Origin of the sequence: Streptomyces musisoli, assembly GCF_016741855.1 — a bacterium.
GTDB classification, from domain to species: domain Bacteria; phylum Actinomycetota; class Actinomycetes; order Streptomycetales; family Streptomycetaceae; genus Streptomyces; species Streptomyces musisoli.
In genome coordinates this window covers 769,597-794,271 of record NZ_JAERRH010000002.1, presented here as the reverse complement: position 1 = coordinate 794,271, position 24,675 = coordinate 769,597, and the positions used below count along the sequence as shown (strand labels likewise).

The window sequence follows — 24,675 nt, the reverse complement described above, 5'->3', positions numbered from 1 at the left end:
GAACGACGTTATCGGGTAGCGTGACAGTCCCGAATCACGACCGTCTTGCGCTTCGGCTCGGCCCCGTCTCAGCGGAGCGCCGGGACGACCTCCTCCACCAGGTGGCGGCGGGCCTTGGCCATTTCCGCCTCGTCGGCTCCCGGTGAACCGTGGATGAGGATGATGCGGTCGAGGCCGCAGGCGAAGAGCGCCTCCAGCCGGGCCACGCAGTCCTTTGGTGGGCCGACCACGGCGTAGCTGTCGATGAAGCTGTCGGTGAGCACCGACGCCTGGGCGGTGCCCGCTTGGGTGTGTTTGGTCATGTCATAGGAGTTGCGGATGTCGTGGAGGACCTTTTTATTGGTGTCGGAGAGCGGCCCGATGGTCTCTCCGTGCAGCACGGCGTAGCGGGACATGACAGTGACGAAGCCCGACACCAGATCGCGGGCGGTGTGGATGTCGGGGTGAGCGACGATGTTCACGAAGCACCCGAGGGACATCTCATCAGGGTCGAGGCCGGCTTGGCGGCGAGCGGCGCGCGCCGTGTCCACGGCCCATCGGATGCGCTCCTCCTCGCCGCCGACGGTGAAGGTGATCCGGTCGCCGAGGCGAGCCGCCAGGTCGATCACCTTGGGGCCGGTGGCGGCGACGTCGACAGGCACCTTGGGCTCGGGGCGGGGCAGCCATTGCAGCCGGCTCGTCGGCGGCGCCGTGCCCAGGGCCAGTGATTTCGACGAGCGCATGCCTTCTACCGGGCGGTCCATCTCGACATCATCCCCGCGCAGGTAACCCTGGACCCGGGCCAGGTAGCGCTCGAACATACCGAGCGGTACGGGGGCAAGGCCTAGGAACGCGAGAGCCGAGTTGCCTCGGCCGATGCCGAGCACGGCCCGGCCGCCCGATTCGGCCTGGATGCTGGCGATGGCGCCGGCGGCCACGGCGGGATGGCGGGTGTAGGGGTTGGTGACGCCGGTGCCGAGCTGGATGCGATCGGTTACCTGAGCGGCGACGGCCATGGCCACATAGGGATCGCCGCCGATGCCCTGACTATCGGGAAAGACAATGCCGTCGAACCCCTCCGCCTCAGCCTGCTCCGCGGCCCCGGCGATCTGCGTCGGGTGGGAGGAAGCCAGGGTCCATAACTCTTTGGTGGGCATTGATCGTCCCTTCGGTCAGCGTCATCGTTGATATCGGTCGTCATGTCGAACAACCGGGCGGGTGTGAATCCGAGCGTGGGCTCGGAGCTGAACAAGGTGCCGCGGTGACCGGTGTGGGGCCGGGCCTCGTCCGCCGGACCGGCCAGTCGCTGGCGCGCCCGGCGCCGCACCGGCCCGCGGCAGATCCCGCGCTACTCGGCGGCCGGCGCCGGCACGAGCCCCGCCTCCGCCAGCCCGGCGAGCACCGCCTTGCTCAGCGCCTGCGCGGCGGACAGCGGCCGGACAAAGACGCTGAACTCCTTGATCCGGCCGTCCTCCCCGAAGTGCAGCTGATCGATCCCGTGGATCTCCTCGCCGCCCACGGTGCCGCGGAAGACCAGCACCTCCGAGGGGACCTCGGTGCCATCGGCGCTCATCGCAGCGGTGCCGGTGTACTGGGCGACGTAACGGAAGTCCTCGAAGGTGCGCATCAGGACACCGAAGAGGCCGAGGATCGCCTGCTTGTCCTCGAGCGGCTTGGACTTCGCGAGGCTGTAGAGGCGGGTGTCGTCGGAGAACAGGTCCTCCAGGGCCGCGAGGTCACTCTGTTCGATGGCGGCTCGGAAACGCTCGACGGTGGTCTTGGCGGTCACGACTCATCCTCCACGTACGGACGCATCCCACTTCATGACGGACGCGTACTACCCTTGAATATGACTACTGCGGTTCATGATTAACATCACCGCAGGGTCCGGCAACAGAGGAGCCCGGAGTTCCGCAAGAGTGGACCGGTGGAGCAGGACGGCCGATGGCGCTACGGCATGTGGCGCCGACGGCGTTGCTCGAACGGGACCTGAGGAACTACGAGTTGGCGAAGTCCTTAGACCTCGGAGTGGCCAACTTCCGGCACGCACACCCCCAGCAGGGCAAGCAGGTCCATGCGGAGCTGACCCGGCTGGAGAAGGACGGGCTGATCGCCGGAGGCGGAGTGCTCCAGGAGGCACGGCCCGACAAGCGGCTGTTCCGGGCGACGGATGCCGGTCTCGCGGAGCTGGTGGATCCGATACGCGCTGTCCGGCGGTCCCGGCGACGCGTCGGGGTGTCCTGGTCAGCGCTCGCTGTCGAGGTGACCCCCGCGAGGGCCCCGGCAGGTGTGCCGGCCAGGCACGATCAATCACTGCGGCACTTTCTGTACCGCAACTACTCACACCCGGTACGCAGGTGACGAATGCTCAGCGATGGCTGGGTCCGCCGGTCAGTCGATGCCTTCGATGATGCGGAAGTCGCGCTCGAAGCCGTCCGGGAGGGCCACCAGCGCCTTCTGGTATGCCTCGCTCTCGTATGCCGCGACGGCCGCTTCAAAGCTGTCGAACTCGATCAGAACGACGCGTTGCGTGATTCCGGCCTCGTGGGCGACGACTCGACCGTCACGGGCCCGGCTGCGCCCGCCCGCGGCCCGGACAGCCGCACCGGCCAGCTTGTCGTAGGCAGTCAGCTTCTCAGGGTCGGAACTGGCGGGGTAGACACTGACCCAGTAGCCCTTGGCCATGGAAAACCTCCTGTGTTCGGCCGGACACGTCCGACTTCGAATGGACACTCGGATTGCTCGATCCCGACGACGGCCCAGGGGGTCGAGGTTCTCAGATGTCTCCGTCGAGGTCATGCGTACGCGATCACCCGGGCCTCGTCGTCGCCGTGGCGGTCACCCAGGCTCTCACAAACGGTCCTTTGCGCGAACGGGATCAAGAACGGGCCGCCAGGCCCCGCCCGACCCTCGATCGGTTCTCACAACCCGTTCCCACTCGAAGCCGGGACAGACTCCCTTCTGAGACTTGCGTTGTGCGAGGACCAGGCCCCTGACGAACCCTCAGCACCCTTCCCCGGTCGACCGGTGGAACCGGTGAGCGCCGTGGACGGCGGGAGGCGGCTCGCCGTGGTCGGCCACCCTGCGCGGGTCCCGATCACGTCGGTGACATACCGCCAGGGTTTACGACGGCCGGCCCTGCCGCACAGGGATGACGGTCGTGTCCTACGCCCGCCCGATGTGCCTCCGTCGAGCCGCTCCTAGTTTGTGGTGCGCACGACACAGCACTGCCGCACTGCCACACCCCCGCACCGTCACACCACCGACACAAGGCACGACGCATCGGCAGAGAGGATCCGTCCCACATGCCAACATGTGGAACTTCCGGGACGCGGACGGCTCGGACAGCCGCACCGGCTACACACCGGACGGCAGGCCGGGCGCCTGGCGGCCCACCAGCTACCCGGACCTGCCGGACCCGGGCTGCAACCAGGCGAGCCAGGCCGCCATCCCCGAGTGGGGCAAGGTCAAGCTGTGGGCGCTCACCTCCGGCTCCCAGTTCCGGCCCTCGACGCCCGGGCAGTACGCCTCGTACGAGAGCCTGCTCGCAAGTCCGGCCTACGCCGCGCAGGTGCGGCAGGTGCGCGACCTAGGCGCCGCCGGTTCCACGAGTCGTACGACCGACCAGACCGCCGCGGCCTGGTTCTGGGCCAACGACGCGAACGGCACCTACAAGCCGCCGGGCCAACTGCTCGACGTCACCGCCCGGGTGTCGCGCGACCGGGGACTGACGACGTACCAGAACGCCCGCCTCTTCGCGCTGGTATCGGTCGCCATGGCGGACGCGGCCATCGCCGAGTGGGACGTCAAGTACCAGACGCCGATCGACCTCTGGCGTCCCGTCTCGGCGATCCGCGAGGGCCTGGGGGACACCACGTGGAAACCGCTGTCCGCCACGACACCGTGCTTCCCGGCCTGGGCATCCGGTCACGCCGCGTTCGGTGCCGCATGGGCGGGGATCATGCGGCAGTACTTCAAGACGGACGACATCACCTTCACGGCCTCGACCGACGACCCGAAGTCCCCGGTCGCCACCCGCACGTTCACGAGCTTCAGCCAGGCCGCGCGCGAGGTAGCGGACAGCAGGGTCTGGCTCGGTGTCCACTATCCGTGGGACGCGAGCGACGGTTCGGCACTGGGTGAGAACGTCGCCACGTGGGTCTTCACGCACAAGATGAAGGCCGTGGGGTCGTAGGAGATCCGCAGGACCTGTATCCGGCAGTGCCCGCCTCCGCGACGGAGAGGCGGGCACCGCGACACCGGGGGGCGCATGGATTCCGAGCCGGCGAGAGCAACACGCCGGGCATCGGACGCGAACGGTACGCGAGGTCCGACGGCACGGGCCCCGTGTGACCGGCGTGCTCAGACGACGGTGCTGAGCAGCCACAGACAGGCCAGGGACGTGACGGACAGCAGGGTGTGGGAGACCGTCCAGGTCCGGAGCGTGCCGCTGATCGACGTGCCGAAATACTCCTTGGCCATCCAGAAGGCCGCGTCGTTGACATGACCCGCGAAGGCTGCGCCCGACCCCAGCGCGAGGGCGAGCAGTGACGCCTGAGCGGGTGCCAGGCCGTGCGAGAGCGGACCGACGATGCCGGCCGCGGTGATGGTGGCGATGGTGCCGGAACCGACGATGGTCCGCATCAACGCGGCGACCAGCCAGGCGAGGAGGAGCAGCGGGATGTGGAGGTCCCCGGCGGCCTGGGTGACCGCCTGGTCGACACCGGTGTCCTGAAGGGCCTGTGAGTAGCCCCCGCCGGCACCGACGATCACGATGACACCCGCGACGGGTGCGAAGCTCCTGGCCAGGGATGCCTGGACGTGGCGCCGGCTGAACCCGAGGGCATATCCGAAAGTGATCAGTGCCACGAATACCGTGACCAGCAGCGCGATCATCGGCGTACCCAGAAACTCCACGACGGCGAACAGCGTGCCGTGGGGCATCCGGATGCTGTCGAAGACGGCCTTGAGCGTCATCAGCACGATGGGAAGCAGGATCGTGCCGAGAGTGACCGGAAGGCTGGGCATCCGGTGGGAGGCTGCCCCTTCGGCATGCCCCGGACCGGAATCGGTGCCCGCCGCGTGGTCGCGGTGGTGCACATCGGTGGTGAAGGCGGCCGTGGCGGAATCGGGCACATGGGCCGGCACCCGGGGCCAGATGTAGGCGGTGAACAGGGGGCCGACGACGATGGCGCAGGGCACGGCCACCAGAAGCCCGTAGAGCATGGTGAGACCGATCGACGCGTGCACCGCCTGGATCGCGATCAGAGGTCCCGGATGTGGGGGGACGAGCGCGTGCACCGTGGCCAGACCGGCCACGACCGGCATTCCCACCCGAAGCACCGGGTAGTGGATCTGCTTCGCCAGTTGCAGCACCAGAGGCATCAGCATCACGAAGCCGACCTCGAAGAACATCGGCAGACCGACGAGGGCCGCGACCAGGGTGACGGCCCATGGCAGCCGGTCCGGCCGGACCATGCGGGTCAGGCGGTTCACGATCTGTTCGATGCCACCGGAGTCGGCCAGCATGCGGCCCAGGATCGCGCCCAGCATGATGAGCACGCCCACCGAGCCGGTGATGCGGCCCAGCCCGGTCATGAAGGAGAGGACGGCCTTCTGGGCGGGCTGCCCGGCCAGGAGCGAGACGGTCAGGGAACTCACCGTCAGGGCCAGGAAGGCGTGGATCTTCAGCCAGCTGATGAGCAGGACGACGATGGCGATGGACACGCCCACCACCACGAGGAGCCATGTGTTCTCAGAAGTCCAGGCCTGATCCGCCGCCGGGAGCCCGGTCGCTGAGGTCACCATCCAGTGGTCTCCGTTCCCATTCCCCGCCTTGTTCGGTGCGCGGGCTCCGGGGCAGATTGACGGACCGCCCAGTCGCGGATGGACAACCTGACAGATGACACCACACCGGGCCGGTACCGGGCCGACGCAACGAGGACGCGGCCGTCGCGATCACTCGTTCAGCGCGATCCACGGCGGATCCGTGCGGGGACGCTTCCGTGCGGGCTGATGTCTCGACGCGCCGCCCGTCGTCGGCAGCGGCTGCTTCGGGCATCCGGGGCGAGAGGTCCGGCGCCGGCTCGCCGGGGAAGGGCCGACCGTCGTTCCGGACGCCGATGCCCCGGTCGACGTGGTGACCGCCTGCCATCTTGATCATTCCACCAGAGGTGCAGGTGTCCGGCTCCGCTTCGACGCGCAGGTAGCGTGGGCGCCCATGGACGTCGAACTGATAGACGGGTCACCGGAGTTCGAGCTGCTGATCGCCCGGGTCGAGGAGACCGGCGAGCGCGTCCGGCTCACCGCGGACGACGGGCCGACCGGAGTGCTGCTGCCGGCGGCCGAGTTGGCCGCACTGGAGTACTGGGCCGCGCGCCACAACAAGGGTGCGCGGCAGGAGGACGAGCCTGCGCTCGAGTACCCGCCGGGGCCGACGGCGTACGGGCCTTACATCGGCTACAGCCATCCACACGGCGGAATGACCCTGACGCGGGACCGGATGGTCGTGGCCGGGCTGCGCGACGCCGGGTCGGTGGCGTGGCTGGAGGAACAGGCGATGTACGGGCGTCAGGGGTACATGGGGCCGAAGCAGTCGGCGGCGTTCGCCGAGTTCCTCGCCCGTCAGCCACCGGTGGGCGAGAGCGCCGAACGGCACACCCCCCCTTCGGACTCGCCTGCGAGCACCGACTGCTGATCAGGACGGTGACACGCCCGTGGCCGGAATTGTGGCTTCCGCCATGGTTCGGTGCCGGTACTCCTGATGGGGTGACCGGATGCGCAGAGCCACGTTCCTCCTTCCGTCCCTCGCCGCGCTGCTGCTGCTCACGGCGTGCGGATCCGAACAGGCGGGCACCCCCGGCGCGGCCGCGTCCGCGTCCGGGGCCGCGGTCACCACCCGGCCCCTGGACGGCGTCCGCATCACCTCGGTGACCATCCCGTCCGGCACTCCCGCCTCGAGCCCCGGTTCCGACGGGTACTCCGTACACGCCGATCCCCTCCCCACCGGTGACTCCGGGATCTCGGCCGCCTACGAGGTCACCAACGACGGCGCCGAGGCGATGACGTTCTCGGTCCTTTTCGACTTCACGACGGACGCCGGCGAAGTCATGGGCAACCGTCAGGAGACCGTGCGCTCGGTCGGCCCGGGCGCGACCGTGCGCGGCACGGTCCGGCTGGGGGTGTCGGCTCCCGGAGCGTCCCGGGTGACCCGGGTGTCGGTGGCCAGGGTGACGAAGGTGCCCGCTGCCGAGGCGCCGCCGGCTTCCGGCGAGTGCCCGCCCTCCGGCATCCGCGTCTCCGCCGACGACGGCGATGCCGCGATGGGGCTGCGCGTGGTGGGGCTGCACCTGGAGAACTGCGGGAAGGAGGACTACTCCCTCGACGGCTACCCGCTCCTGGAACTGCTGGACGGGGAACTGTCCCCCGTCGAAGGGGTCCGGATCGTGCATGGAAGCGGAGGCATGAGCACCGGTACCGGATTCGACGAGCCGGCCCGTCCACTGGTCCTGAAGCCGGGCGAGAGCGCCGTCTCGGGCCTCATGTGGCGCAACACCACGGGTTCCGGCACCCCCGTCGACGTCCCCTACGTCAGGGTGCGGGCCGAGCGGGGCGCCGATCCGGTGACCGTGACGCCCCACCTCGACCTCGGCACGACCGGCAAGCTGGCCGTCCGCGCCTGGTCCCGCCCGTCGAAGTAGGGTCCCGGGACGGACGACCAGGCCGAGGGAGCGCTCGGCGGACCGTGCGACGTCTTCGGGCCGTCAGCCCCCGGCCGGATGGCGGAGGTGCGTCGGGCCGGGGACATCCGCTGCCTGTCGGGGTCAGAATGGGGCTGCTGCGCTTCAATGCCCGGAGAGGGCGTACGTGTTCGTCCGGCACGGCAGACGCCGTGCTCCGACCATGATCGTGGGGGGACGGTGTGGCGGTCACTTCGCTTATGGGTGATCCTGCTCGGCGTTTCGAGCGGAGCGGCGGCGGTGGTGCTGGCGGCATCGGCCTGGTTGCCGGCCGGCTGGACTGCCGTGGCCGCGGCGCTCGCAGCCGCTGTGACCGGTATTTTCGCGGACGAGGCGAGGACCGCTCTCCAGTCGCACCGGCAGCAGCAGCACGCTGCTCAGGTACGCGACCGGGGGCTGGCTGAGCGGGCGCAGCGGGTGCGGGATGTGACGGACCCGATCAGCCTGGGTGTCCATCCCTCCGCGGTGCGTCGTACCGATCGCCTCGAGTCGGACCGGGTCCCCGCTTTCGTCGAGCGGGACCAGTTCGACGAGGTCGTACGGCGGATCGCGCAGGGGGGCTTCGTACTGATCGTCGGTGATTCGACGGCCGGGAAGTCCCGCTTGGCCTACGAGGCCATGCGCGTGGCCGTCCCCGACTTCGTGCTGCTCCAGGCTCGGCCGTCGGAGGACATGCAGGCGTTCTCCTCCGCTGTGTGCGCGCTTCGCCGCAGTGTGGTGTGGTTCGACGAGTTCGACCAGTTCCTGCGGGCGGGCGGCCTCACGCTTCAGATGGTCAAGGACATGCTCGCCGGCCCGGAACGGGAGGTGGTGCTGCTGGCGTCGATGCGCAGCAAGGAGTACGACCGGTACAGCGCGCGTCAGCGGGATGTCACGGACGCGGCTACCTGGCGAGCGGGGCGGGAGGTTCTGCTGCACGCGGCGGAACCGGTGGAGCTCGATCGTCTGTGGTCACCGCGGGAGATCGAGCGGGCGCAGGGGGCGGGTCGGGATCCGCGGCTGCGGGCGGCAGCACAGGCGTCCGACCGTTTCGGGGTCGCGGAGGTGCTCGCCGCCGGCCCGGAACTGCTCAGCGACTGGATGCACGCGTGGCAGACGGGTGAGCATCCGCGCGGCGCCGCCCTGGTCGCCGCCGCCGTCGACTGCCGGCGTATGGGACTGCACCGGCCCGTACCCGCGTCGCTGCTGGTGGCGTTGCACGAGGTGTATCTGTCGGCTCGCGGCGGGGCCGTCCTGCGCCCGGAGCCTCTTGCCGATGCGCTGGCGTGGGCGACCGCTCCGGTACAGGGGGCCAGCAGCCTTCTGCTGCCTGACCAGGACAGTTATCTGGCATTCGACTACTTGATCGACTTCCCCGGTCTGCCGGCCATCCCGGAACGCAGCTGGGAGACGCTGCTTCCCGCCGTCTCGGCGGAAGACGCCTTCGACATCGGCTGGGCGGCCGTCGACCTGATGCGGCCGACCATCGCCCTCAAGGCTTTCGACATCGCCCGGGGGCACGAGGTGCCGGACGCCGACTACGCGCACGCGATCGCCCTGGGCAACGCAGGACAGCCGCTGCCCGCCGTGAGCCGGCTGCGCCGACTGCACCAGCAGCGTGACACCCTGCTCGGCCCGGACCACCCCGACACCCTCGCGGCGCGTCACGACATAGCCCGGTACCTCGCCGAGGCCGGCCGACTGCCGGAAGCCGTCGCCCTCCTGGACCGCCTCGCTCCCGACCGGGAGCGTGTCCTGGGGGCCCGTCACGCGGCGACCCTGGTCACCCGCACCAGCAAAGCCCGGTTCCTGCGCGACGGCGGTGACGCTCCAGGGGCGCTGCGCCAGTTACGGGAGGTCCTGCCGGACCTCACGGCCGCTCTGGGTCCGGAGCACGTGGACGTCCTGCTCACACGTCAGGAACTGGCCCGGACCCTGGGCCGTACCGGCCGTACCACCGACGCCCGCGTCCTCATGACCGAGGTCCTCGAGGACCAGCAACGCATCCTGGGCGCCGCGCACCCCCATACGCTCAGCACCCGCTTCGACCTGGCGCTCCTCGTGGGCCAGTCCGGGGAGCCCGAGGAGGCCATCCGGCAACTGGAGGCGCTCCTCGGCGACCAGGAGCGCATACTCGGCCTGCACTCACGCACCCTGAGCACCCGTCACCAGCTCGGCCGGCTCCTGGCACAGACCGGTGACCTGGACCAGGCCCAGGAGGTTCTGGCCGCGGTACTCGCAGATCAAGAACGCTTCCACGGTTCGTCGCACCCCCGCACCCTGGCCACCCGCTACGACCACGCCCTGGTCATGCGCAGCACCCAAGGCGCACGGACGGCTGCCGCACTGCTGGCCGCGCTCGAAGAAGACTGTCTGCGGGCGCTGGGCGGCAGCCATCCACTCACGCAGACGGTCGTCACAGCCCGCCGATGAGGCCACGGCCGGCGGGCCAGGATGATGCCGAGCAGGCCAGCCGCCCAAGAAGCCTTGACCGGCTCACCCAGCCGCGTACGCGGCGAGAAACGGACGCACCACCGGCAGGGCGAGGTCGAGGCGCAAGAATGTGTCGAAGTGCCCGCAACCGGGCAGTTCGGCGCAGGTCGCCCCCGAGATCCGAGCAGCGGTGTCCTGGATCGACCGTAGCCGGGGGTCACGGTCACCGGCGAGCAGAAGCACCGGTACAGCGGTTTGCACGAGCCTTTCCAGGACGCCGTCGCGGGCCTCGGGGGCGGCGGTCAGCGCTGCCAGCGCATGCGGGTCGGCTGCCTGCATCGCCGCGCGCATCCATGCCGGGAGCGGTCCTTGACGTTCCAGCATCTCGATGAAGGGAGCCGTTCCCCGGGAGCGGAACAGTTCGACCTCCTGCTGAACCTCCGCCGGAGCAGCTGCGACACGTCCGCCATGTGCCCCGCCGGCAATCAGCGCGGTCAGCCGTTCCGGGTGCCCAGCCAGCAGGTTGAGACCGATGATGCCGCCCATCGACGCACCCCAGAAGGCCACCCGGGATATGTCGAGTGCGTCGAGTACGGCCACGACATCACCTACCTGACGGTCGATCCGGTAGCTGTCCACGTCATGGGGCGCATCGCTCCCGCCGTGACCACGAGCATCGACGAGAACCAGGCGATGGCTCCCGGCAAGTGCGTCGACATAACCAGCCGACCGCCACGTCGTGCGATCCCCGAAGAAGCCGTGCAGCAGCACCAACGGCGGCCCGCTGCCCACGACCTCGAAGACGATCCGAACTCCGTCGCCGCTGGTGACCTGCACCGTCAGTCGTCCTGGGTCGGGACGGGCGTGGCCTGGTGGTGGTACATCCGCCAACCCGTCTCCTCGCCCAACCTGCGCCACAGCGAGCTCCGGCGCGCCCGCCGTCCCTCGATCGTCGTCTCATCCATGAGCCGCAGCTCCCCCCTGATTGCCTCTTCGACCTCATTCGCTCCAGCACGCAGCGCTGCATCATCGCCCCACCCACCGGGCTCACCGCAACCACATAACCCAATGCTCAGCGCCCGAGCGGATGATCTGGCCGCACCGGCCAACTTCCTTGCGACAGATGCCGGCGGGCGGTCTCGGCCCAGCACCCAGTACTGGAAGGATCCAACCACCACAAAGATCATTTCGTTAGGAGTTCTTACTCCACGGGACCGTCGCGTGCTCAATAGGGATGAGTTGGGTCAGGTCACGGCGCCTCAGGCGGACTTCGTGCCACAGAGGCGATCCCACCAGCCCAGCCAACCCCCGAACGGCTACGGCGTGCCCTATTCGAGGCGGGCCAGCAAGTGGGTGTCGAGGAAGCCCCGTTCGGAGGCCGGATCGTGGAGCAGCCGGGCGAACGGGACGAGCCCGGCCCCGGCCAGCAACTCGGCGAAGCGGTCCACCGGCCAGCTGTACGCGGGCGTCACCTTGTGGTCGAAGCGGACCGGCTCCGGTCCGCCGGTTCCGAAGAACGAGACCAGGAGCAGGCCCCCTGGCGCCAGGACGCGTACCTGCTCGGCGAGCAGCGCGGGCAGTTCACCGGGCGGCGTGTGGATCATCGAGTAGTGGGCCAGCACGCCGCCGAGCGCGCCGTCTTCGACCGGCAGGGCCTCCATCCGTGCCTCGTCGAACCGCAGCGCCGGGTGCGCCCGCCGCGCGTGGTCGACCATGCCCGGGGAAAGGTCGAGTCCGAAGGCGTCCAGCCCCAGGTCGTGCAGCATGGCCGTCAGATGCCCCGGCCCGCAACCGACGTCGGCCGCCCGCAAGTTCCCCGTTGCGCGAACCAGCTCGGCGAAGGTGGCGATCATGTTCCGCGCGAACGGGTGCGACTCCAACCCATTCGCGAACATCGACGCATACAGCTCGACGACCCCGTCGTACGCCGCCCTGGTCTCCTCCTGGTGTTCCATCACGGGAAGGGAAGCTAACATCCCCGCTCCTGCGCAGCTCTGCCGACCCCGTGCCAACTTGCCCCCGAACAGTGGCTGTTCACTGGAGAACGACTGCCCTCTGGAGACCGGCCGCCCCGTCACGTGATCACGGGACAGGCCCCAGGGATCACACCGCGGGGTCGCCGGCCCCTGTCGGTGGGGCCGACGCCACACGAGTCCGGACCCCAGGGGTCGCAGGCCCCCGTCGGTGAGGCCGGCGCCACACGAGTCCGGATGCCAGGTGGACTTGTAGGGCCTTGTTCACGAGCCCTGCGGCCAGGACTGCGGCAGGGTGGAACAGGCGCGGGGCACCCTCCACCCCAGCCGTCCCCCATGGAGCAGCTCCCTCCAGGTGACGGCCGGCCGATCGACCAGTTTTCGTCTTGTTGACGAGATCGACACTCTCCATTATCGTCTCGCTGACGAAATCAAGGGGGGTCCACCATGGCCGACATCACCCGGCGCTTCGGATGGCGCCATCTGCGTTCCGCACCCACCGCCCACATCCGCCACCACAAGCGCGGCCGACTCGCCCACGACGGCCGGGGGCTCAGCTTCTGGTACCGGTCGCTGTCGGCAGCGCTCTCCGAAGTGCCGGTCGACGACCGGGAGCTGGCCATGGCGTTCCACGCCCGTACCGCCGACTTCCAGGACGTCACCGTGCAGGCCACCGTCACGTACCGGATCAGCGACCCGGCCGAGGCGGCGAACCGGCTCGACTTCTCCGTGGACCCGGACAGCGGGAAGTGGCGCGGCGCACCCCTGGAGCAGATCGCCACCCTTCTCACCGAGACCGCGCAGCAGCACACGCTGGACGTACTGGCCCGCACCCCACTGGCCGTCGCCCTGGTGGACGGCGTCGCCTCCGTGCGGGAACGGGTCGCCACCGGCCTCGCCGCCGAGCCCCGCCTCCCGGCCACCGGCATCGACGTGGTGGCCGTGCGTGTCGTCGCGATCCGGCCCGAGGCCGAGGTGGAGCGCGCCCTGCGCACCCCGGCCCGCGAGCAGATCCAGCAGGAGGCGGACCGGGCCACCTATGAGCGGCGGGCCGTCGCCGTCGAGCGCGAGCGTGCCATCGCCGAGAACGAGCTGGCCAGCCAGATCGAACTGGCCCGGCGCGAGGAGCAGTTGGTCGACCAGCGCGGCACGAACGCGCGGCGCGAAGCCGAGGAGAAGGCGGCGGCCGACGGCGTACGGACCGAGGCCGAGGCGGCCCGCAAGGTCCGCCTGGCCCACGCGGACGCCGAGGCCGCACGCGCGACGGGCGCGGCGCGCGCCGAGGCGCAGGCCGCCTGGCTGCGGGTGCACGGCGAGGTCGACCCGGCCACGCTGCACGCCCTGGCGGCGACCCGGCTGGCGGAGAACCTGCCGCGGATCGAGAGCGTCACGCTCTCCCCCGACGTGCTCACCGGACTCCTGGCCAGGCTCGGGCGTCCGGAAGGCCAGGAGGAGGCGTGAGCCTGGCGCCGCGTGCGGTGCTCGTGCACCGCAGGACCGAGTACGAGGAACTGCTCGCCCGGCACGGGACGCACGGACAGGCCGCGTTCTTCCTCTCCAGCCGGGGCCGCTCGATCGACGAGGTGGCCCGCCGCCACGACGACACGCGGCAGGCACTGCGGGACGTGGCGTCGGCGGTGCCGCTCACCTGGCGCAGCTCCACGGTGGAGCGGGCGGACCTGGACCGCTTCCTGTTCGCCCCCGAGGACGTGGTGGTCGTGGTCGGCCAGGACGGTCTGGTCGCCAACACCGCGAAGTACCTCTCCGGGCAGCCGGTGGTGGGCATCGACACCGACCCGGGGCGCAATCCGGGTGTCCTGGTCCGGCACCGCTGCGGCGACGCGGCCTCCCTGCTGCGGGCCGCGACCGCCGCCGGGGGCCGGGCGGAGGAACTGACGATGGTCGAGGCCGTCGCCGACGACACCCAGCGCCTCCTCGCGCTGAACGAGATCTACCTGGGTCCGCCCGGCCACCAGACGGCCCGTTACCGCCTGGGCAGCGACGGCGGGACGGACCCGGGCGAGGCCCAGGCCTCCTCCGGGGTGCTGGTCGGCACCGGCACGGGCGCCACCGGGTGGCTCCGCTCCCTGTGGCTGGAGCGCGGCAGCACCGTGCCGATGCCCGCGCCCCGCGACCCGCGGCTCCTGTGGTTCGTGCGCGAGGCCTGGCCATCGCCCGCGACCGGGACGTCGAGGGTCGCCGGGGAGCTGGGGCCGGGGCAAGGACTGCGGCTGACCGTGGAATCGGACCGGATGGTGGTCTTCGGGGACGGGATGGAGACCGACGCCCTGGAGCTGACGTGGGGCCAGAGCGTACGGCTGGGCATCGCGGCGACGTCGCTGCGCCTGGTGACGTGAACGCGCCGGCCGCCCGGCCCAGCCGTCATGCCGGCGACGAGTCGGCGGCAGACCTCGGTGGGTCCGTCTTCACGCCTCACCGTGACCGGTGCCGGCAGGCGGCACGCGGCAGGCGGCACGCGGCAGGCGGCACGCGGCAGGCGGCAGGCGGCAGGCGGCAGGCGGCAGGCGGCAGCGTGAGAGTCGGGCATTTGCTGCGGCTGCCCGTCTCCTGGCGTCGGTGCCACGGCCACGATCACTGCGCGGCGGGGTTTCCTTCGTCGTTCGGACGGGGGCTGTGACGTTCGGTGAGCGGGCCTACGCCGAGGTCTTCACGCATGAGCCTGCGCATGTCGGCGGCTGCTTCGCCACGCGCCTCCCAGCGGGCGTGATCCTCCGGACTGCCGACAGCGGTGCCGTCGATGTAGCCGTCGCAGATGCGTCGCAGGCAGTGGAACACGCTGTTGGAGGCCTTGACGACGGGTTCGGGCGCGATGAGCCACATCCGTTCCGATGCGACGGCCAGGCCCGAATCGCGAAAGGCCTCGCGCAGCGCAAGTGACCGCTCGTCGCCGGAAGGGTGCCCTTGCCGGGCGAGGGCCCGCAGGGTCTCGCCGAGGACCTTCACGGTGGTGGTGTACTGCGTGTAGACGTCGAGCCGCAGCCGACGAGCGTCCTTGGCATCCTCGCGCTTCCACCGGTTCCGGTCGGCGATGAGAGTGGCGACGATGCCGATCGCGGCCCCGGCGAGGGTGGAGAGCAGTGGCAACCAATCCATGCGCGCCAGCTTGGGCCATCCCGTGACAGCAGCACCAGATAGGCTCGAGGGCGAACCTGGACGGCTGTCCCCCCAAGGTGCTCAGGCGGCGCCCCTGAGAACCTGCCGCGCTCCCTGCTCCCGGTATCGGTTGCACCGTGTTCACTCCGGCGGTTCTGCCAGGGCCTTGATGGCCGGGCGGAGCAACGCGGCGATGCGATCGGCGGGCGCCTCACGAAGGGGGGCCAAGCCGAGGAGCTGGTGGCCGATGGTGACGCCCAGCAACGTCGTGACAACCAGCGCGGCGCGCAGTTCGGGATCCTCGGCAGCGGGAAGCGCGGCACCGACGCCTTCGATCTGCCGGCCCAGAGCGGCACGGGCATGATCGGCTGCCGCCGGATCGGTGAGCATGGACCGCATCATCGCCAGCGTGCCTTCGGGAAGTCCGCCGAGCTTGAGACCGAGCGAGGCCAGCAACTGATCGACGAGCACGTCGGTGTCAGTGGCCGTCAGCGGGGCGGGGAACGCCTGTACAGCCTGGGTGAACAGCTCCCGCTTCGAGCCGAAGTACTGCATGACCAGAGCCGGGTCGACACTCGCGGCGGCAGCCACGGCGCGGATGGTGGTGCGCTCGAATCCTTTCTCGGCGAACAACTCGCGGGCGCTGTCCAGGATGCGCGCCTCGGTCGCTCGGCGACGGTCGGCGCGGGATTGGCGAGGAGTGGACATCTATTCACTCTACAGCCGTTGACCGAACTGGCGACCGGCCCTACGGTGAGTGGGTCAACAAGTGTTGAGCGAACGGGAGGTCACTGTGCATCCGGACAACGCTGCTCGCACCCCTCATGAGGTGCTGAGCCGCTACTACCAGGCCATGCTCGACAAGTCCCCGGACGATCTCGCCGATCTCTATGCCGAGGACGCGGTCCACGAGTTCCCCTTCGCCTTTCCCGGTTTCCCCCCGCTCTACGAGGGGCGTGAGGCCGTGCGCGCGGGATACCGGGCGGCCTGGGGGGCCAGCCCCGCCCGGGTGCGGGAGGTCAGGAGGATCGCGGCCTACGACACCGCCGATCCAGAGGTGATCATCGCTGAGCACGTCGTGGTGGGAACACTGACGACCAAGGCCACCACGTTCACCGTCCCCGGCCTCCTGATACTCCAGGTCCGCGACGGACTGATCACACGAGTCCGTGACTACATGGACGACTCGGGAGTCGCCGGCGCCGGAGCGCCGGTGCCGGGGGACGGCGGCGCCGCCGGACCGCGCGATCGGCCCTGACGTCTGGTCAGTTGCCGCGCAGGCGGCCGAGTGCCGCGTCCAGGTCGGCCGTGCGGGGGCGGTTGTACGGGAGCTTGGCGAGCACGGCGGCCATGCCGCACGTGTTCGTCAGGACGGAATAGACCAGGCCGCCCGCGATGCCGGCGGACAGCAGCCGGAAGGCCGGGTGAACCACCTCGCCCAGCGCCAGGCCCAGCAGGACGAACGAACCCGCGGCGAGACGGACTTGGCGCTCCATACCCCATGTGGTGGTCCGAGTGCCGTCGGCCTGGTGCAGGTCATGGCCCTGGGCGGCCCAGGCACTTGTGCCTCCGGCGAGCGTGGCGGTGTGGATGCCGTTCTCCGCGAGTGTCCGGCACGCGTTCTCGGAGCGGACGCCCGAGGCGCAGACGACAAGGATCTCGCCGCGCCGGGCCGCGGTACGGATGTCGGGCAGCGCCCGGTCGAGCTGGTCCAGGGGGATGTTCAGGGCCCCGGGGATGTGACCGTCGGCGTACTCGCCGGGGGCGCGGACGTCGATGACGGTGAGTTCGTGCAGGCGGCTGCGGGCCTGGCGGGGGTCGAGAGTGGCGGGGGTGTTCATGGCTGATGTCGTTCCTTGGTGTTGAGGTGCCCCGACCGGTGGAGCGCTTGTGTCCCGTGGGGTGTCTGTGAGCAGTGGTCGCGGAACTTGATCCGGCGGGCGCCGGAAGCCGGTGCGGACCGTGCGTAGTTGTGCGGGTGCCAGGAGAAGCTCTTCCTCTCCGGCCTGGCCCTGTCGGCTCGGTCCGTGAACTCGGGCGACATGGTCAGACGAGCACATCGACGAGCATGAAGGCGGCGACAGCGAGGAGCACGTGGGCGAAGATCCGCTGGAGTGTCGTGCCTTTGAGTCTGTGTGACAGGCGTTTGCCGTCCCAGGCGCCCAGGATCGCTGCCGCGGTGAACGGTGCGATGACCGCCCAGTCCAGGTGCATGCCGGTGCCGGCCCGGGCGGCGAGGGCGGCCAGGGAGTTGATCGTGATGACGAGCAGGCTGGTGCCGACCGCCCGGCGCATGGTCAGTCCCAGCACACTCACCAGTGCGGGAACGGCGAGGAAACCGCCGCCGACACCGAGGAACCCGGTGACGGTGCCGAGCCCGGCGCCGGCCGCTCCGGCCTTGCCGGGGTGCACCGTGCCGGACGGTTCGGTGCGCGCCGGCCGCAGCATGCGCAGGGCGGCGAGCCCGGCGATCACCGCGAAGGCACCGGTCAGCACCGTGGCGGGCAGATGGCCTGAGACCGCTCCGGCGATCATCGCGGGCACGATGCCGGCCGCGGCGAAGAGCAGCCCCGTGCGCCAGGCGACGTTGCCGTCCCGGGCGTGGGCGGTCAATGCCGTGACCGAGGTGAGGGTGACGATGACCAGACCGCCCGTCGTCGCCTCCGCAGGAGTGAAATGGACCAGGTAGATCAGGGCGGGCACGGCGAGGACGCTGCCGCCTCCGCCTAGACCGCCCAGGGCCAGGCCGATGACGGCACCGGCGAGGAGCGCGAGGATCAGGGCGGTCATGCTGTCGAGCCGTTGTTCCCGCGTTCGTCGACGACCGGGTGACCGGCAGCGGCCCACGCCCGCATGCCGCCTGTGACGTCGACGGCGTCGGCGCCGCGTGCGGCCAGTAGTGCGGCGGCCTGCCGTGAGCGGTGCCCGCTGCGGCAGATCACCACCAGCGGCCGTGCCCGGGCCGCGCCGGGCAGTGCCGCGCCGGCGGTCAGCCGGGACAGCGGCGCGTGGACGGCCCCGGGGGCGTGCCCGGCCCTCCACTCGACCTGCTCGCGTACGTCCAGCAGGACGGCTACGGCGTCGGGCCCGTGGGTGCGCCGGTGGGCCTCGTCCACGGTGACACGGTCCGCGCTACGACGGAGAAGGAACATCACACAACCTCTCGGAGGGTTCTGCCGGTTGTCCGGACTCGTCGGCTCAGCCGGATACGACGTTCAGGCCGGCGGTCTCGGCGGCATCGAAACCGTCGTCGACGGCCACGACGTCCCGGCCGATGGCGTCCAGCAGGGAGGCGGCGATCGCGGCCCGCATTCCGCCTGCGCAGTGCACCCAGACGGTGCCGGCGGGCACCTCGCCGAGCCGTTTGTGCAACTCATGGACGGGGATGTGGACGGAGCCCTCGATGTGGCCGGCGGCCCGCTCGGAGTCACGCCGTACGTCCAGGACGACGATGCCGTCCGTGCCGTGCTCGGCCAGGCCGGCGAAGGTGGAGCGGGGGAAGGAGGCGGGGCGGTCACCCTCGGGCAGCCATTCCCGCGGTGAACCGGTCGCGGCGGCCGCGGGCCGGTCGATGCCGACCCTGACGAGTTCGCGCTGTGCGTCGGCCAGTTGCTCCGGGGATGCGGCGAGCAGCGTCACGGGCCTGCCCCACGGGATCATCCAGGCCAGATAGGTGGCGATCTTGCCGTCGGCTTCGAAGTTGAAGGACCCCGCGACGTGGCCCTCGGCGAACGCGACCCGGTTGCGCAGGTCCACGACCCATTCGCCGGCCGCGAGCCGGGCGGATATCTCGTCGGCATCCGCGACGGCGGGCGGGGTCAGGTCCACGGGTGCGGGACCCGCGGCATTGGCGGGACCCATGTACGTGTAGTACGCGGGAATGTCGTCCAGCTCGGCGAGCAGTTGCGCGACGAAGGAGTCGGCGTCGGTGGTCAGCGCAGCGTTGGCGGACTTCTCCTCGCCGATGGTGGTGGCGTTCCCGTCCGCCTGCGCGGAGGAGCAGAAACTGCCGAAGCCGTGCGTGGGCAGCACGGGCGTCTCGTCGGGCAGCTCGGCCGCCAGGCGGTGTGCGGAGGCGTGCTGGGCACGGGCCAGCTGCTCGGTCAGCCGCGGTTCGACCAGGTCCGGCCGGCCCACCGTGCCGATCAGCAGCGAACCGCCGGTGAAAGCCGCCACCGGCGCGCCCTGCTCCTGTAGGACGTAGGAGGTGTGGTGCGGTGTGTGGCCGGGCGTGGCGACGGCGCGCAGGCGCAGCCCGCCGTCGATGGTGACGGTGTCGCCGTCGGCCACCGGTATCCGCGTGAACGACACATGGGCCCCGGCGGGCACCAGGTAGGCGGCGCCGGTCACCCGCGCCAGCTCCGGACCGCCGGTGACGTAGTCGTTGTGCACGTGGGTCTCCACCACGTGTGAGATCCGCACTCCGCGACGCGCGGCCGCTGCCAGCACTTGGTCGAAGTCCCTCGGCGGATCGACGGCTACGGCCGTCCGCCGGCCGCCGGCGAGGTAGCTGCGGTTGCCGAGGCCCTCGAGGTCAATGGCGTCGATGAAGAACACGGAGATCTTTCCTTCCCACTGCGATTACCCCCCGGGGTATGCGCACCACCATACACGGATACCCCTGGGGGTATTTTTGGGAGTGTGGAAGGACCTGGACCGGAGGACCGGCCGTTCAGTTTCATCTGCGGGGGCCCGGCTCGCGGGAAGCCGGGCCGGGCGGTCGGAGACGGCTGATCAGCATGCGGAGCCGGGCTGTTTCCCGCTCACGCCGGGCAGATCTGTGCGGGCGGGCGAAGGGCGGTCATCCGCGAGGTGACCGACAGCGGCAGCGCCGTACCGCACCTGCGGGGGCCGCACGTCGGAACGCAGCCTCTCTGGGCCGGCCGGTAGCCGTAGCCGGACCGGCCTCGGCAGTAGCCGTAGCCGGACCGGCCTCGGCGGTAGCTGAAGCTGGACCGGCCTCGGCAGTAGTTGAAGTGGACCGGCCTCGGCAGTAGTTGAAGTGGACCGGTCTCGGCGGTAGCCGAAGCGGACCGGTCTCGGCGGTAGCCGAAGCCGCGCCCCGCCATCCGGTGACCTGCTGCCCTCCCCGGAGTCCCTCAGGCCGGCAACACCCGGGGGCCCGCACCCGGACTTTCTCAGGCCAGCGAGAGGAAAAGCCGCTCCAGGCGGGCGCGCATCGCCTCCGCGTTCTCGCCGTTCTTGCGGCCCGACTCCATGTCGGTCACACACTGCTGCAATCCGGTGGCGATGATCGCGAAACCGGCACGGTCGAGCGCCCGCGAGGCGGCGGCCAGCTGCGTGACGACGTCCTCGCAGTCCCGGCCCTCCTCGATCATCCGGATCACGCCGGAGATCTGGCCCTGTGCGCGACGCAGCCGGTTCAGCACGGACTTCAGGGACGCACCCTCAAGCTCCAGTTCCACGATCACTCCTCGCAATACCCCTAGGGGTACTCTACGTCCCGGTCCGGCGAAGCGGCGACCCCGCTCGGGGCCTCCCCTTCAGCCCGTACGGGTGCGGCGCGTGGGCGAGGCGCCCCGCGATGCCCGCCGACCGGACGCGATCTTCACCGGCCGTATCCTCTCGGGAAACGGCTGCCGGTCGGCGAGCACTCGACCGGTCAGTTTTCGAGAAGCGCCGGAGGCCCGGCCGCCCCTACCTTCGAAGGCATGAACTCCATCGACGCCGTCATCCTGGAAGTGGCCGACCTCGCGGCCGCCACCCGCTTCTACTCCGCCGTCCTCGGACCCGACTCGCCGTACCTGCGCCTGCGGGCGTCGGGGGACCCTACGACCGGCTTCCGCGGATTCTCACTGTCGCTGGTGGTGTCCCAGCCGGGCAACGCCGACGCCCTGATCAAGGCCGCCCTCGACGCCGGTGCCACCTCCCTCAAGCCGGCCTCGAAGTCGCTGTGGGGCTACGGCGGCGTCGTCCAGGCCCCGGACGGCACGATCCTGAAGGTCGCGACGTCGGCGAAGAAGGACACCGCCCCGGTCACCCGGGACTTCGACGAGTTCGTGCTCCTGCTGGGCGTCGAGGACGTCAAGGCCACCAAGCAGTTCTACGCCGACCGGGGCCTGAGCGTGGGCAGGAGCTTCGGCGGCAAGTACGTCGAGTTCGCCGCGGACCCGGGGCACGTCAAGCTCGCTCTGTACAAGCGCCGCGCTCTGGCCAAGGACGTGGGCGTCTCCGCCGAGGGCACCGGATCGCACCGGATCGTGCTCTCCGGCGCCGCCGGCCCCTGCAACGACCTGGACGACTTCGCCTGGGAAGCCGGCGCCGGGTCCTCGCTGGCCGCCACGGCCTGAGCGGAACCACCGGCCTGCGACCGTGCTACTCGGCCGGCAGCCGGTCGCCCTCGCGGAACGGGCGGCCCTGGACGTGCTGCCCCTGCGGCACGGTCTGAAGGTGCTCGGCGGCCTCGGCAGCGGTGTAGGAGGAGGCGAAGGTGAACGCGCGCGGGGACGGACCATTGGCCCGCAGGTCCGCCAGCCGTTCCAGGGCCTCGCCGACGGTGGGGAGGTGGCCCGCCGGGACCCACCAGAGCACCAGGTGCGCCTCGACATGCCGTTCGAACCATTCGCGGCGCCGCCGCATCACCTCGAGGTGCCCGCTGCGGTAGGTGAAGTCCCACAGCGCCTCCGGGGTCTCCCACACCGTCAGGTTGACGATGACGTCCTCGCCCGCCGGACGCAGGGCGGTGGCGTCGGCCGCGCCTTCCTCCACGAGCCGCCACACGAAGCCGGGCGTGCCGTCGGCGGCGGTGTTGACCGGGTCGAGCATCTCGACGAACGGCGCGATGCGCGGGTCGTCGAGGGGGTGCCGCAGCGTGGCGACGTTGAGTTGGGCGAGGTGGGCGGCATGCACGGATGCAGTCATGGTCACATCCCAGCACCCGGCCACTTTCTATGTCAATGGAGATTGTTTTTAGAGTTCTCGACCACCACGCAGCACTCCCCCGGCCGGGCGTCCATGCGGGCGCGGACGGGACCGTCCGTGCCGAACAGGCCCTCGAGCAACGCGAGGTTCATGCCGCAGACGAGCGGCGGAAAGCGTTCGGCGACGGCATGGAAGGGGCAGTTGCGCATCCGCACGACCGTCCCGGCCTCGGCGGTCGCAGCCTCGGCACCCTCGGCGTCCTGGACGACCCCGGCGCTTTCCAGGTGCGGTTCGTAGCCGCGGGCGGCCAGCATCGCCATGGCCTCCTCGAGGCCGCCGCAGGGCGCCGCCGAGCCGCGCAGGGCCTCGCCCCGACGGCGCGCGGCCGCGCAGAGCCCGGCGTCGAGCCCGGCCTGCTCGGCGGCCTCGGCGAGCAGTTCGGCGGCGGTGCGATAGTCGCGGGCGGGCAATGACACCGCCCGTTCGGCCCGCGCCCGCGTGTACACCTTGGCGGGACGGCCCGCTCCCGGTCCCGAGCGGCCCGTAAGGCGGCGGCTGCCGCTCTCCAGCAGTCCGGCCTCGGTCAGCCTGTCCAGGTGGTGCGCGGCGAGCGTGCGCGCCACCCCGGCAGCCTCGGCGGCCTCGTTCCGGCCGACCTCACGGCCCTGTGCCACCACGTACTCGTACAGACGGCGCCGGACCGGATCCTGTAGCGCCGCGATCGCATCGATGTCCTCCACATGGCCATTCTAGGAACAACACAGGTTCGCGATAGAAGGGCACACACAGCCTGACCGGACCGCACCCGGCTCGCCGGACCCGCCTTGGCCGCACGGTCGCGGAGCCCGGTGTCGCTTGGCGCCAGGGCTCCGTGCGCGGCGCGCTGCGGACAGCCGCCCTGTCGGTACCGTCGCATGCTCAGGCGTAGTAGTCCTCCGCATCATCGAGCGGGTACCCCCGCGAATAACTCATCAGAGCCGAGTGCTTGTCATTGCCGAGGAAGTATCCGCCGCTGTGGTGCAGGTAGAAGAATCGCCCCACTTCATCGATGAGAATCGTCCCGCCGTCGTACGTGTCGTGGGCGACGGGGAAGACCTTCTTGCCCAGTCCGTCGGCGATGTCCTGGACGTCTTCGGCTGCGCCCACGTACATGAGACGCGGGTAGAACATCACCCTGTCCTCGGTGGAGGCGCGCCGGGGCGCCACAAGGCCGACGTGCTCGCGCAGGAAGAAGAGAGCGGGGGCGATGACATCGAGACTTCCGCCGTCGTTGCGGAAACTCTCGACAGCGAACTCCACCTCGGCAGCGGCGAGGTCGTCACACCGGCGCCCCGGGTGCCACCCGGCACCGGCCAGCCAGGCGTCAACCGCCTCGGACGACTTCAGTATGTGCACAGTTCCCATACTCTCCCACGTCGAACGGCCCTGGCACCGAGGAGCGGCAGCGTTCACCGTCGGCTGCGCCACTCCGAGTATCACGTGACCCCGGTGACGCAGGACGCCGGCCACCGGGGGTCTCCGGTGCGGCTGTTTCGGTTTCGACAGCGTCGGCCGGTTCCAGGGTGATGCGCTGCCGTCGCCAGTACATGCCCTCAGCCCCCGGCCATCGACGGCTTCGGCAGTCGCCGAACTCGTCGCCCTCAACCCTGTCTGCAGCCGCCGGTCATACGTCAAGCACCGGACCGCCAGGCGCGGGGCGGCGCGGACGCCGGACGTCCGACCGAATCGTCGGTACGTTGGACCCGGAGAAGTGATGACCCCGACCAGCGCAGCACCGGTGAACTCGTAGGCAGGAGAGGGAAATTTGGCCAGGCGGATTGCAAGTGTGCTCGCAGCCACGATCGCCCTGGGAGGCGCGTCAGGCGGTTCGGCGGTGGCCGCCGGGACGGGGCAGGGCGCCGGTGAGGCGCAGACTGCCAAGTCCTGTGGGGGCGTGAACCTGTCCGGCTCGCTGCCCGCGCCGCCCGCGGGGATGGCGGTTCAGCAGCAGGTCACCATCGGCGACGACTGCAAGCCGAAGCTGGGAGCGGTCCGATACGTGCCGGCCGGTTCGGCCACGAAGGCGGTCGAGGGCGCGGGTACGGACGCCGCCGCTGCGGGCACCCATCAACTGCGCACGTGGAACGAGATGTACGACTGCTGCAACATCCGCATGACCGGCCTCTACACCACGTCGACCTGGGACACCGCCTCGGGCCGCGTCGTGGACGCCGCCACCCGGGCCCGCCAGGAGTGGAACCGGGAGCCATGGAACGCGGGTTGGTCGCTGCTGTCGTCGTCCGAGAAGGACGACTGTGCGACCGACTGCGCCGTGGTGAACTCCGAGGCGTACGCCTCCTTCACCTACGCCGGCATCTTCGACCCCTCCGGCACCGTGTACGCCAACACGCACCACTCGTATGTGCGGATCGACGCCGGCTCCGGTGCCTCCTGTCACTTCGACGTAGAGCTGAAGCACACCTTCATCGGATGGAACTGGCGGCGCGGCTGCGAGTGACCGGGCGACGCACGGCCGATCGCCGGGCAAGAGACCGTCGACGGCCGGCGCCCGCACGGCCCTCCTCGGTCAACGGGAC

The 24,675-nt window shown here is 70.5% G+C and carries 25 protein-coding genes and 2 pseudogenes; 10 read left to right on the top strand and 17 right to left on the bottom strand.

From position 1 onward, the window contains the following. Positions 1-68: 68 nt before the first annotated feature. Together JK361_RS07275 and JK361_RS07270 are read right to left on the bottom strand one after the other, a co-directional pair. A complete protein-coding gene (locus tag JK361_RS07275) occupies positions 69-1,136 on the bottom strand; it encodes an LLM class flavin-dependent oxidoreductase (RefSeq protein WP_201814816.1) in 1,068 nt (355 codons plus the stop codon). Between the two features lie 191 nt (positions 1,137-1,327). Further along, complete coding sequence (locus JK361_RS07270; RefSeq protein ID WP_201814815.1) at positions 1,328-1,768, bottom strand: nuclear transport factor 2 family protein; 441 nt, start codon at positions 1,766-1,768, stop codon at positions 1,328-1,330. 155 nt (positions 1,769-1,923) lie between these two features. On the opposite strand from JK361_RS07270, the pseudogene JK361_RS41040 reads away from it, so the two are divergent. After that, a pseudogene (locus tag JK361_RS41040) lies at positions 1,924-2,169 on the top strand (PadR family transcriptional regulator); the annotation flags it as partial. A gap of 201 nt (positions 2,170-2,370) precedes the next feature. Here JK361_RS41040 and JK361_RS07260 read toward each other — a convergent pair. Continuing rightward, on the bottom strand, positions 2,371-2,664 hold the full coding sequence (locus JK361_RS07260) for a DUF1330 domain-containing protein (RefSeq protein WP_201814813.1): 294 nt from the start codon (positions 2,662-2,664) through the stop codon (positions 2,371-2,373). A 628-nt stretch (positions 2,665-3,292) separates the two neighbouring features. Here JK361_RS07260 and JK361_RS07255 point away from each other — a divergent pair. After that, positions 3,293-4,174: a vanadium-dependent haloperoxidase gene (locus JK361_RS07255; protein WP_236052525.1), complete on the top strand. Its 882-nt coding sequence runs from the start codon at positions 3,293-3,295 to the stop codon at positions 4,172-4,174. A 167-nt stretch (positions 4,175-4,341) separates the two neighbouring features. Here JK361_RS07255 and JK361_RS07250 read toward each other — a convergent pair whose 3' ends face one another. Further along, a complete protein-coding gene (locus JK361_RS07250) occupies positions 4,342-5,787 on the bottom strand; it encodes a GntT/GntP/DsdX family permease (protein WP_201814811.1) in 1,446 nt (481 codons plus the stop codon). Between the two features lie 412 nt (positions 5,788-6,199). On the opposite strand from JK361_RS07250, the gene JK361_RS07245 reads away from it, so the two are divergent. The 3 genes from JK361_RS07245 (at position 6,200) to JK361_RS42340 (ending at position 10,130) form a co-directional block, all read left to right on the top strand. Continuing rightward, positions 6,200-6,676: a type II toxin-antitoxin system Phd/YefM family antitoxin gene (locus tag JK361_RS07245; RefSeq protein WP_201814810.1), complete on the top strand. Its 477-nt coding sequence runs from the start codon at positions 6,200-6,202 to the stop codon at positions 6,674-6,676. Between the two features lie 79 nt (positions 6,677-6,755). Beyond that, positions 6,756-7,679 (top strand): DUF4232 domain-containing protein, encoded by a 924-nt coding sequence (locus JK361_RS07240; protein ID WP_201814809.1) that lies wholly within the window; start codon positions 6,756-6,758, stop codon positions 7,677-7,679. Positions 7,680-8,027: 348 nt separating this feature from the next. Continuing rightward, the gene (locus JK361_RS42340) at positions 8,028-10,130 is read left to right on the top strand and encodes a tetratricopeptide repeat protein (protein WP_201814808.1); all 2,103 of its coding nucleotides are present in this window, start codon (positions 8,028-8,030) and stop codon (positions 10,128-10,130) included. 63 nt (positions 10,131-10,193) lie between these two features. On the opposite strand, the gene JK361_RS07230 is transcribed toward JK361_RS42340, so the two are convergent. The 3 genes and pseudogenes from JK361_RS07230 to JK361_RS07220 all read right to left on the bottom strand — a co-directional run bounded on the left by JK361_RS07230 (position 10,194) and on the right by JK361_RS07220 (position 12,088). Next, positions 10,194-10,967, bottom strand: coding sequence for an alpha/beta fold hydrolase (locus JK361_RS07230; protein ID WP_201814807.1), 774 nt, complete (start codon positions 10,965-10,967; stop codon positions 10,194-10,196). Positions 10,968-10,969: 2 nt separating this feature from the next. Continuing rightward, positions 10,970-11,110 (bottom strand): annotated as a pseudogene (locus JK361_RS07225) (DUF4440 domain-containing protein); the annotation flags it as partial. Between the two features lie 348 nt (positions 11,111-11,458). Next, a complete protein-coding gene (locus tag JK361_RS07220) occupies positions 11,459-12,088 on the bottom strand; it encodes a class I SAM-dependent methyltransferase (protein ID WP_201815021.1) in 630 nt (209 codons plus the stop codon). Between the two features lie 462 nt (positions 12,089-12,550). On the opposite strand from JK361_RS07220, the gene JK361_RS07215 reads away from it, so the two are divergent. Together JK361_RS07215 and JK361_RS07210 are read left to right on the top strand one after the other, a co-directional pair. Next, positions 12,551-13,564, top strand: coding sequence for an SPFH domain-containing protein (locus tag JK361_RS07215; protein ID WP_201814806.1), 1,014 nt, complete (start codon positions 12,551-12,553; stop codon positions 13,562-13,564). Next, positions 13,561-14,460 carry a hypothetical protein gene (locus tag JK361_RS07210; RefSeq protein WP_201814805.1) on the top strand — a complete coding sequence of 300 codons (900 nt, stop codon included), beginning with the start codon at positions 13,561-13,563 and terminating at the stop codon, positions 14,458-14,460. Before JK361_RS07215 ends, JK361_RS07210 begins: the two co-directional genes overlap by 4 nt. Positions 14,461-14,695: 235 nt before the next feature. Here the strand turns inward: JK361_RS07210 and JK361_RS07205 are convergent, their stop codons facing one another. Together JK361_RS07205 and JK361_RS07200 are read right to left on the bottom strand one after the other, a co-directional pair. Continuing rightward, positions 14,696-15,217, bottom strand: coding sequence for a hypothetical protein (locus JK361_RS07205; protein WP_236052523.1), 522 nt, complete (start codon positions 15,215-15,217; stop codon positions 14,696-14,698). A 141-nt stretch (positions 15,218-15,358) separates the two neighbouring features. Beyond that, positions 15,359-15,925, bottom strand: a complete 567-nt coding sequence (locus JK361_RS07200) for a TetR/AcrR family transcriptional regulator (protein ID WP_201814804.1) — start codon at positions 15,923-15,925, stop codon at positions 15,359-15,361. Between the two features lie 85 nt (positions 15,926-16,010). On the opposite strand from JK361_RS07200, the gene JK361_RS07195 reads away from it, so the two are divergent. Next, entirely contained in the window at positions 16,011-16,475 is a 465-nt protein-coding gene (locus JK361_RS07195) for a nuclear transport factor 2 family protein (RefSeq protein ID WP_307787200.1), read from the top strand. A 7-nt stretch (positions 16,476-16,482) separates the two neighbouring features. Here JK361_RS07195 and JK361_RS07190 read toward each other — a convergent pair whose 3' ends face one another. The 5 genes from JK361_RS07190 to JK361_RS07170 form a co-directional block, all read right to left on the bottom strand. After that, positions 16,483-17,058 (bottom strand): rhodanese-like domain-containing protein, encoded by a 576-nt coding sequence (locus JK361_RS07190; RefSeq protein WP_201814803.1) that lies wholly within the window; start codon positions 17,056-17,058, stop codon positions 16,483-16,485. Between the two features lie 205 nt (positions 17,059-17,263). Beyond that, positions 17,264-18,007: a sulfite exporter TauE/SafE family protein gene (locus JK361_RS07185; protein WP_201814802.1), complete on the bottom strand. Its 744-nt coding sequence runs from the start codon at positions 18,005-18,007 to the stop codon at positions 17,264-17,266. After that, complete coding sequence (locus JK361_RS07180; protein ID WP_201814801.1) at positions 18,004-18,369, bottom strand: rhodanese-like domain-containing protein; 366 nt, start codon at positions 18,367-18,369, stop codon at positions 18,004-18,006. The genes JK361_RS07185 and JK361_RS07180 overlap by 4 nt, the downstream gene beginning before the upstream one ends. A 46-nt stretch (positions 18,370-18,415) precedes the next feature. Next, positions 18,416-19,774, bottom strand: coding sequence for an MBL fold metallo-hydrolase (locus JK361_RS07175; protein ID WP_201814800.1), 1,359 nt, complete (start codon positions 19,772-19,774; stop codon positions 18,416-18,418). A gap of 581 nt (positions 19,775-20,355) precedes the next feature. Then, positions 20,356-20,643 carry a metal-sensitive transcriptional regulator gene (locus tag JK361_RS07170; RefSeq protein WP_201814799.1) on the bottom strand — a complete coding sequence of 96 codons (288 nt, stop codon included), beginning with the start codon at positions 20,641-20,643 and terminating at the stop codon, positions 20,356-20,358. Positions 20,644-20,889: 246 nt separating this feature from the next. Between JK361_RS07170 and JK361_RS07165 the strand changes: the two genes are divergently transcribed. After that, positions 20,890-21,528: a VOC family protein gene (locus tag JK361_RS07165; protein WP_201814798.1), complete on the top strand. Its 639-nt coding sequence runs from the start codon at positions 20,890-20,892 to the stop codon at positions 21,526-21,528. A gap of 25 nt (positions 21,529-21,553) precedes the next feature. Here JK361_RS07165 and JK361_RS07160 read toward each other — a convergent pair whose 3' ends face one another. From JK361_RS07160 to JK361_RS07150, 3 genes are all read right to left on the bottom strand, one after another. Further along, positions 21,554-22,099, bottom strand: a complete 546-nt coding sequence (locus JK361_RS07160) for a DUF3291 domain-containing protein (protein ID WP_201814797.1) — start codon at positions 22,097-22,099, stop codon at positions 21,554-21,556. 32 nt (positions 22,100-22,131) lie between these two features. Beyond that, entirely contained in the window at positions 22,132-22,839 is a 708-nt protein-coding gene (locus JK361_RS07155; RefSeq protein ID WP_201814796.1) for a helix-turn-helix transcriptional regulator, read from the bottom strand. Between the two features lie 178 nt (positions 22,840-23,017). After that, positions 23,018-23,503: an SUKH-3 domain-containing protein gene (locus JK361_RS07150; RefSeq protein WP_236052521.1), complete on the bottom strand. Its 486-nt coding sequence runs from the start codon at positions 23,501-23,503 to the stop codon at positions 23,018-23,020. A 421-nt stretch (positions 23,504-23,924) separates the two neighbouring features. On the opposite strand from JK361_RS07150, the gene JK361_RS07145 reads away from it, so the two are divergent. Beyond that, on the top strand, positions 23,925-24,596 hold the full coding sequence (locus JK361_RS07145) for a hypothetical protein (protein ID WP_201814794.1): 672 nt from the start codon (positions 23,925-23,927) through the stop codon (positions 24,594-24,596). The last annotated feature ends 79 nt before the right edge of the window (positions 24,597-24,675 follow it).

What these genes read in the sequence shown, in the direction of transcription:
- JK361_RS07205 (WP_236052523.1), bottom strand. Translation starts at nt 15,217, where the DNA reads ATGGATTGGTTGCCACTGCTCTCCACCCTCGCCGGGGCCGCGATCGGC.
- JK361_RS07275 (WP_201814816.1), bottom strand. Translation starts at nt 1,136, where the DNA reads ATGCCCACCAAAGAGTTATGGACCCTGGCTTCCTCCCACCCGACGCAG.
- JK361_RS07250 (WP_201814811.1), bottom strand. Translation starts at nt 5,787, where the DNA reads ATGGTGACCTCAGCGACCGGGCTCCCGGCGGCGGATCAGGCCTGGACT.
- JK361_RS07260 (WP_201814813.1), bottom strand. Translation starts at nt 2,664, where the DNA reads ATGGCCAAGGGCTACTGGGTCAGTGTCTACCCCGCCAGTTCCGACCCT.
- JK361_RS07245 (WP_201814810.1), top strand. Translation starts at nt 6,200, where the DNA reads ATGGACGTCGAACTGATAGACGGGTCACCGGAGTTCGAGCTGCTGATC.
- JK361_RS07160 (WP_201814797.1), bottom strand. Translation starts at nt 22,099, where the DNA reads ATGACTGCATCCGTGCATGCCGCCCACCTCGCCCAACTCAACGTCGCC.
- JK361_RS07165 (WP_201814798.1), top strand. Translation starts at nt 20,890, where the DNA reads ATGAACTCCATCGACGCCGTCATCCTGGAAGTGGCCGACCTCGCGGCC.
- JK361_RS07200 (WP_201814804.1), bottom strand. Translation starts at nt 15,925, where the DNA reads ATGTCCACTCCTCGCCAATCCCGCGCCGACCGTCGCCGAGCGACCGAG.
- JK361_RS07190 (WP_201814803.1), bottom strand. Translation starts at nt 17,058, where the DNA reads ATGAACACCCCCGCCACTCTCGACCCCCGCCAGGCCCGCAGCCGCCTG.
- JK361_RS07215 (WP_201814806.1), top strand. Translation starts at nt 12,551, where the DNA reads ATGGCCGACATCACCCGGCGCTTCGGATGGCGCCATCTGCGTTCCGCA.
- JK361_RS07180 (WP_201814801.1), bottom strand. Translation starts at nt 18,369, where the DNA reads ATGTTCCTTCTCCGTCGTAGCGCGGACCGTGTCACCGTGGACGAGGCC.
- JK361_RS07240 (WP_201814809.1), top strand. Translation starts at nt 6,756, where the DNA reads ATGCGCAGAGCCACGTTCCTCCTTCCGTCCCTCGCCGCGCTGCTGCTG.
- JK361_RS07150 (WP_236052521.1), bottom strand. Translation starts at nt 23,503, where the DNA reads ATGGGAACTGTGCACATACTGAAGTCGTCCGAGGCGGTTGACGCCTGG.
- JK361_RS07185 (WP_201814802.1), bottom strand. Translation starts at nt 18,007, where the DNA reads ATGACCGCCCTGATCCTCGCGCTCCTCGCCGGTGCCGTCATCGGCCTG.
- JK361_RS07255 (WP_236052525.1), top strand. Translation starts at nt 3,293, where the DNA reads ATGTGGAACTTCCGGGACGCGGACGGCTCGGACAGCCGCACCGGCTAC.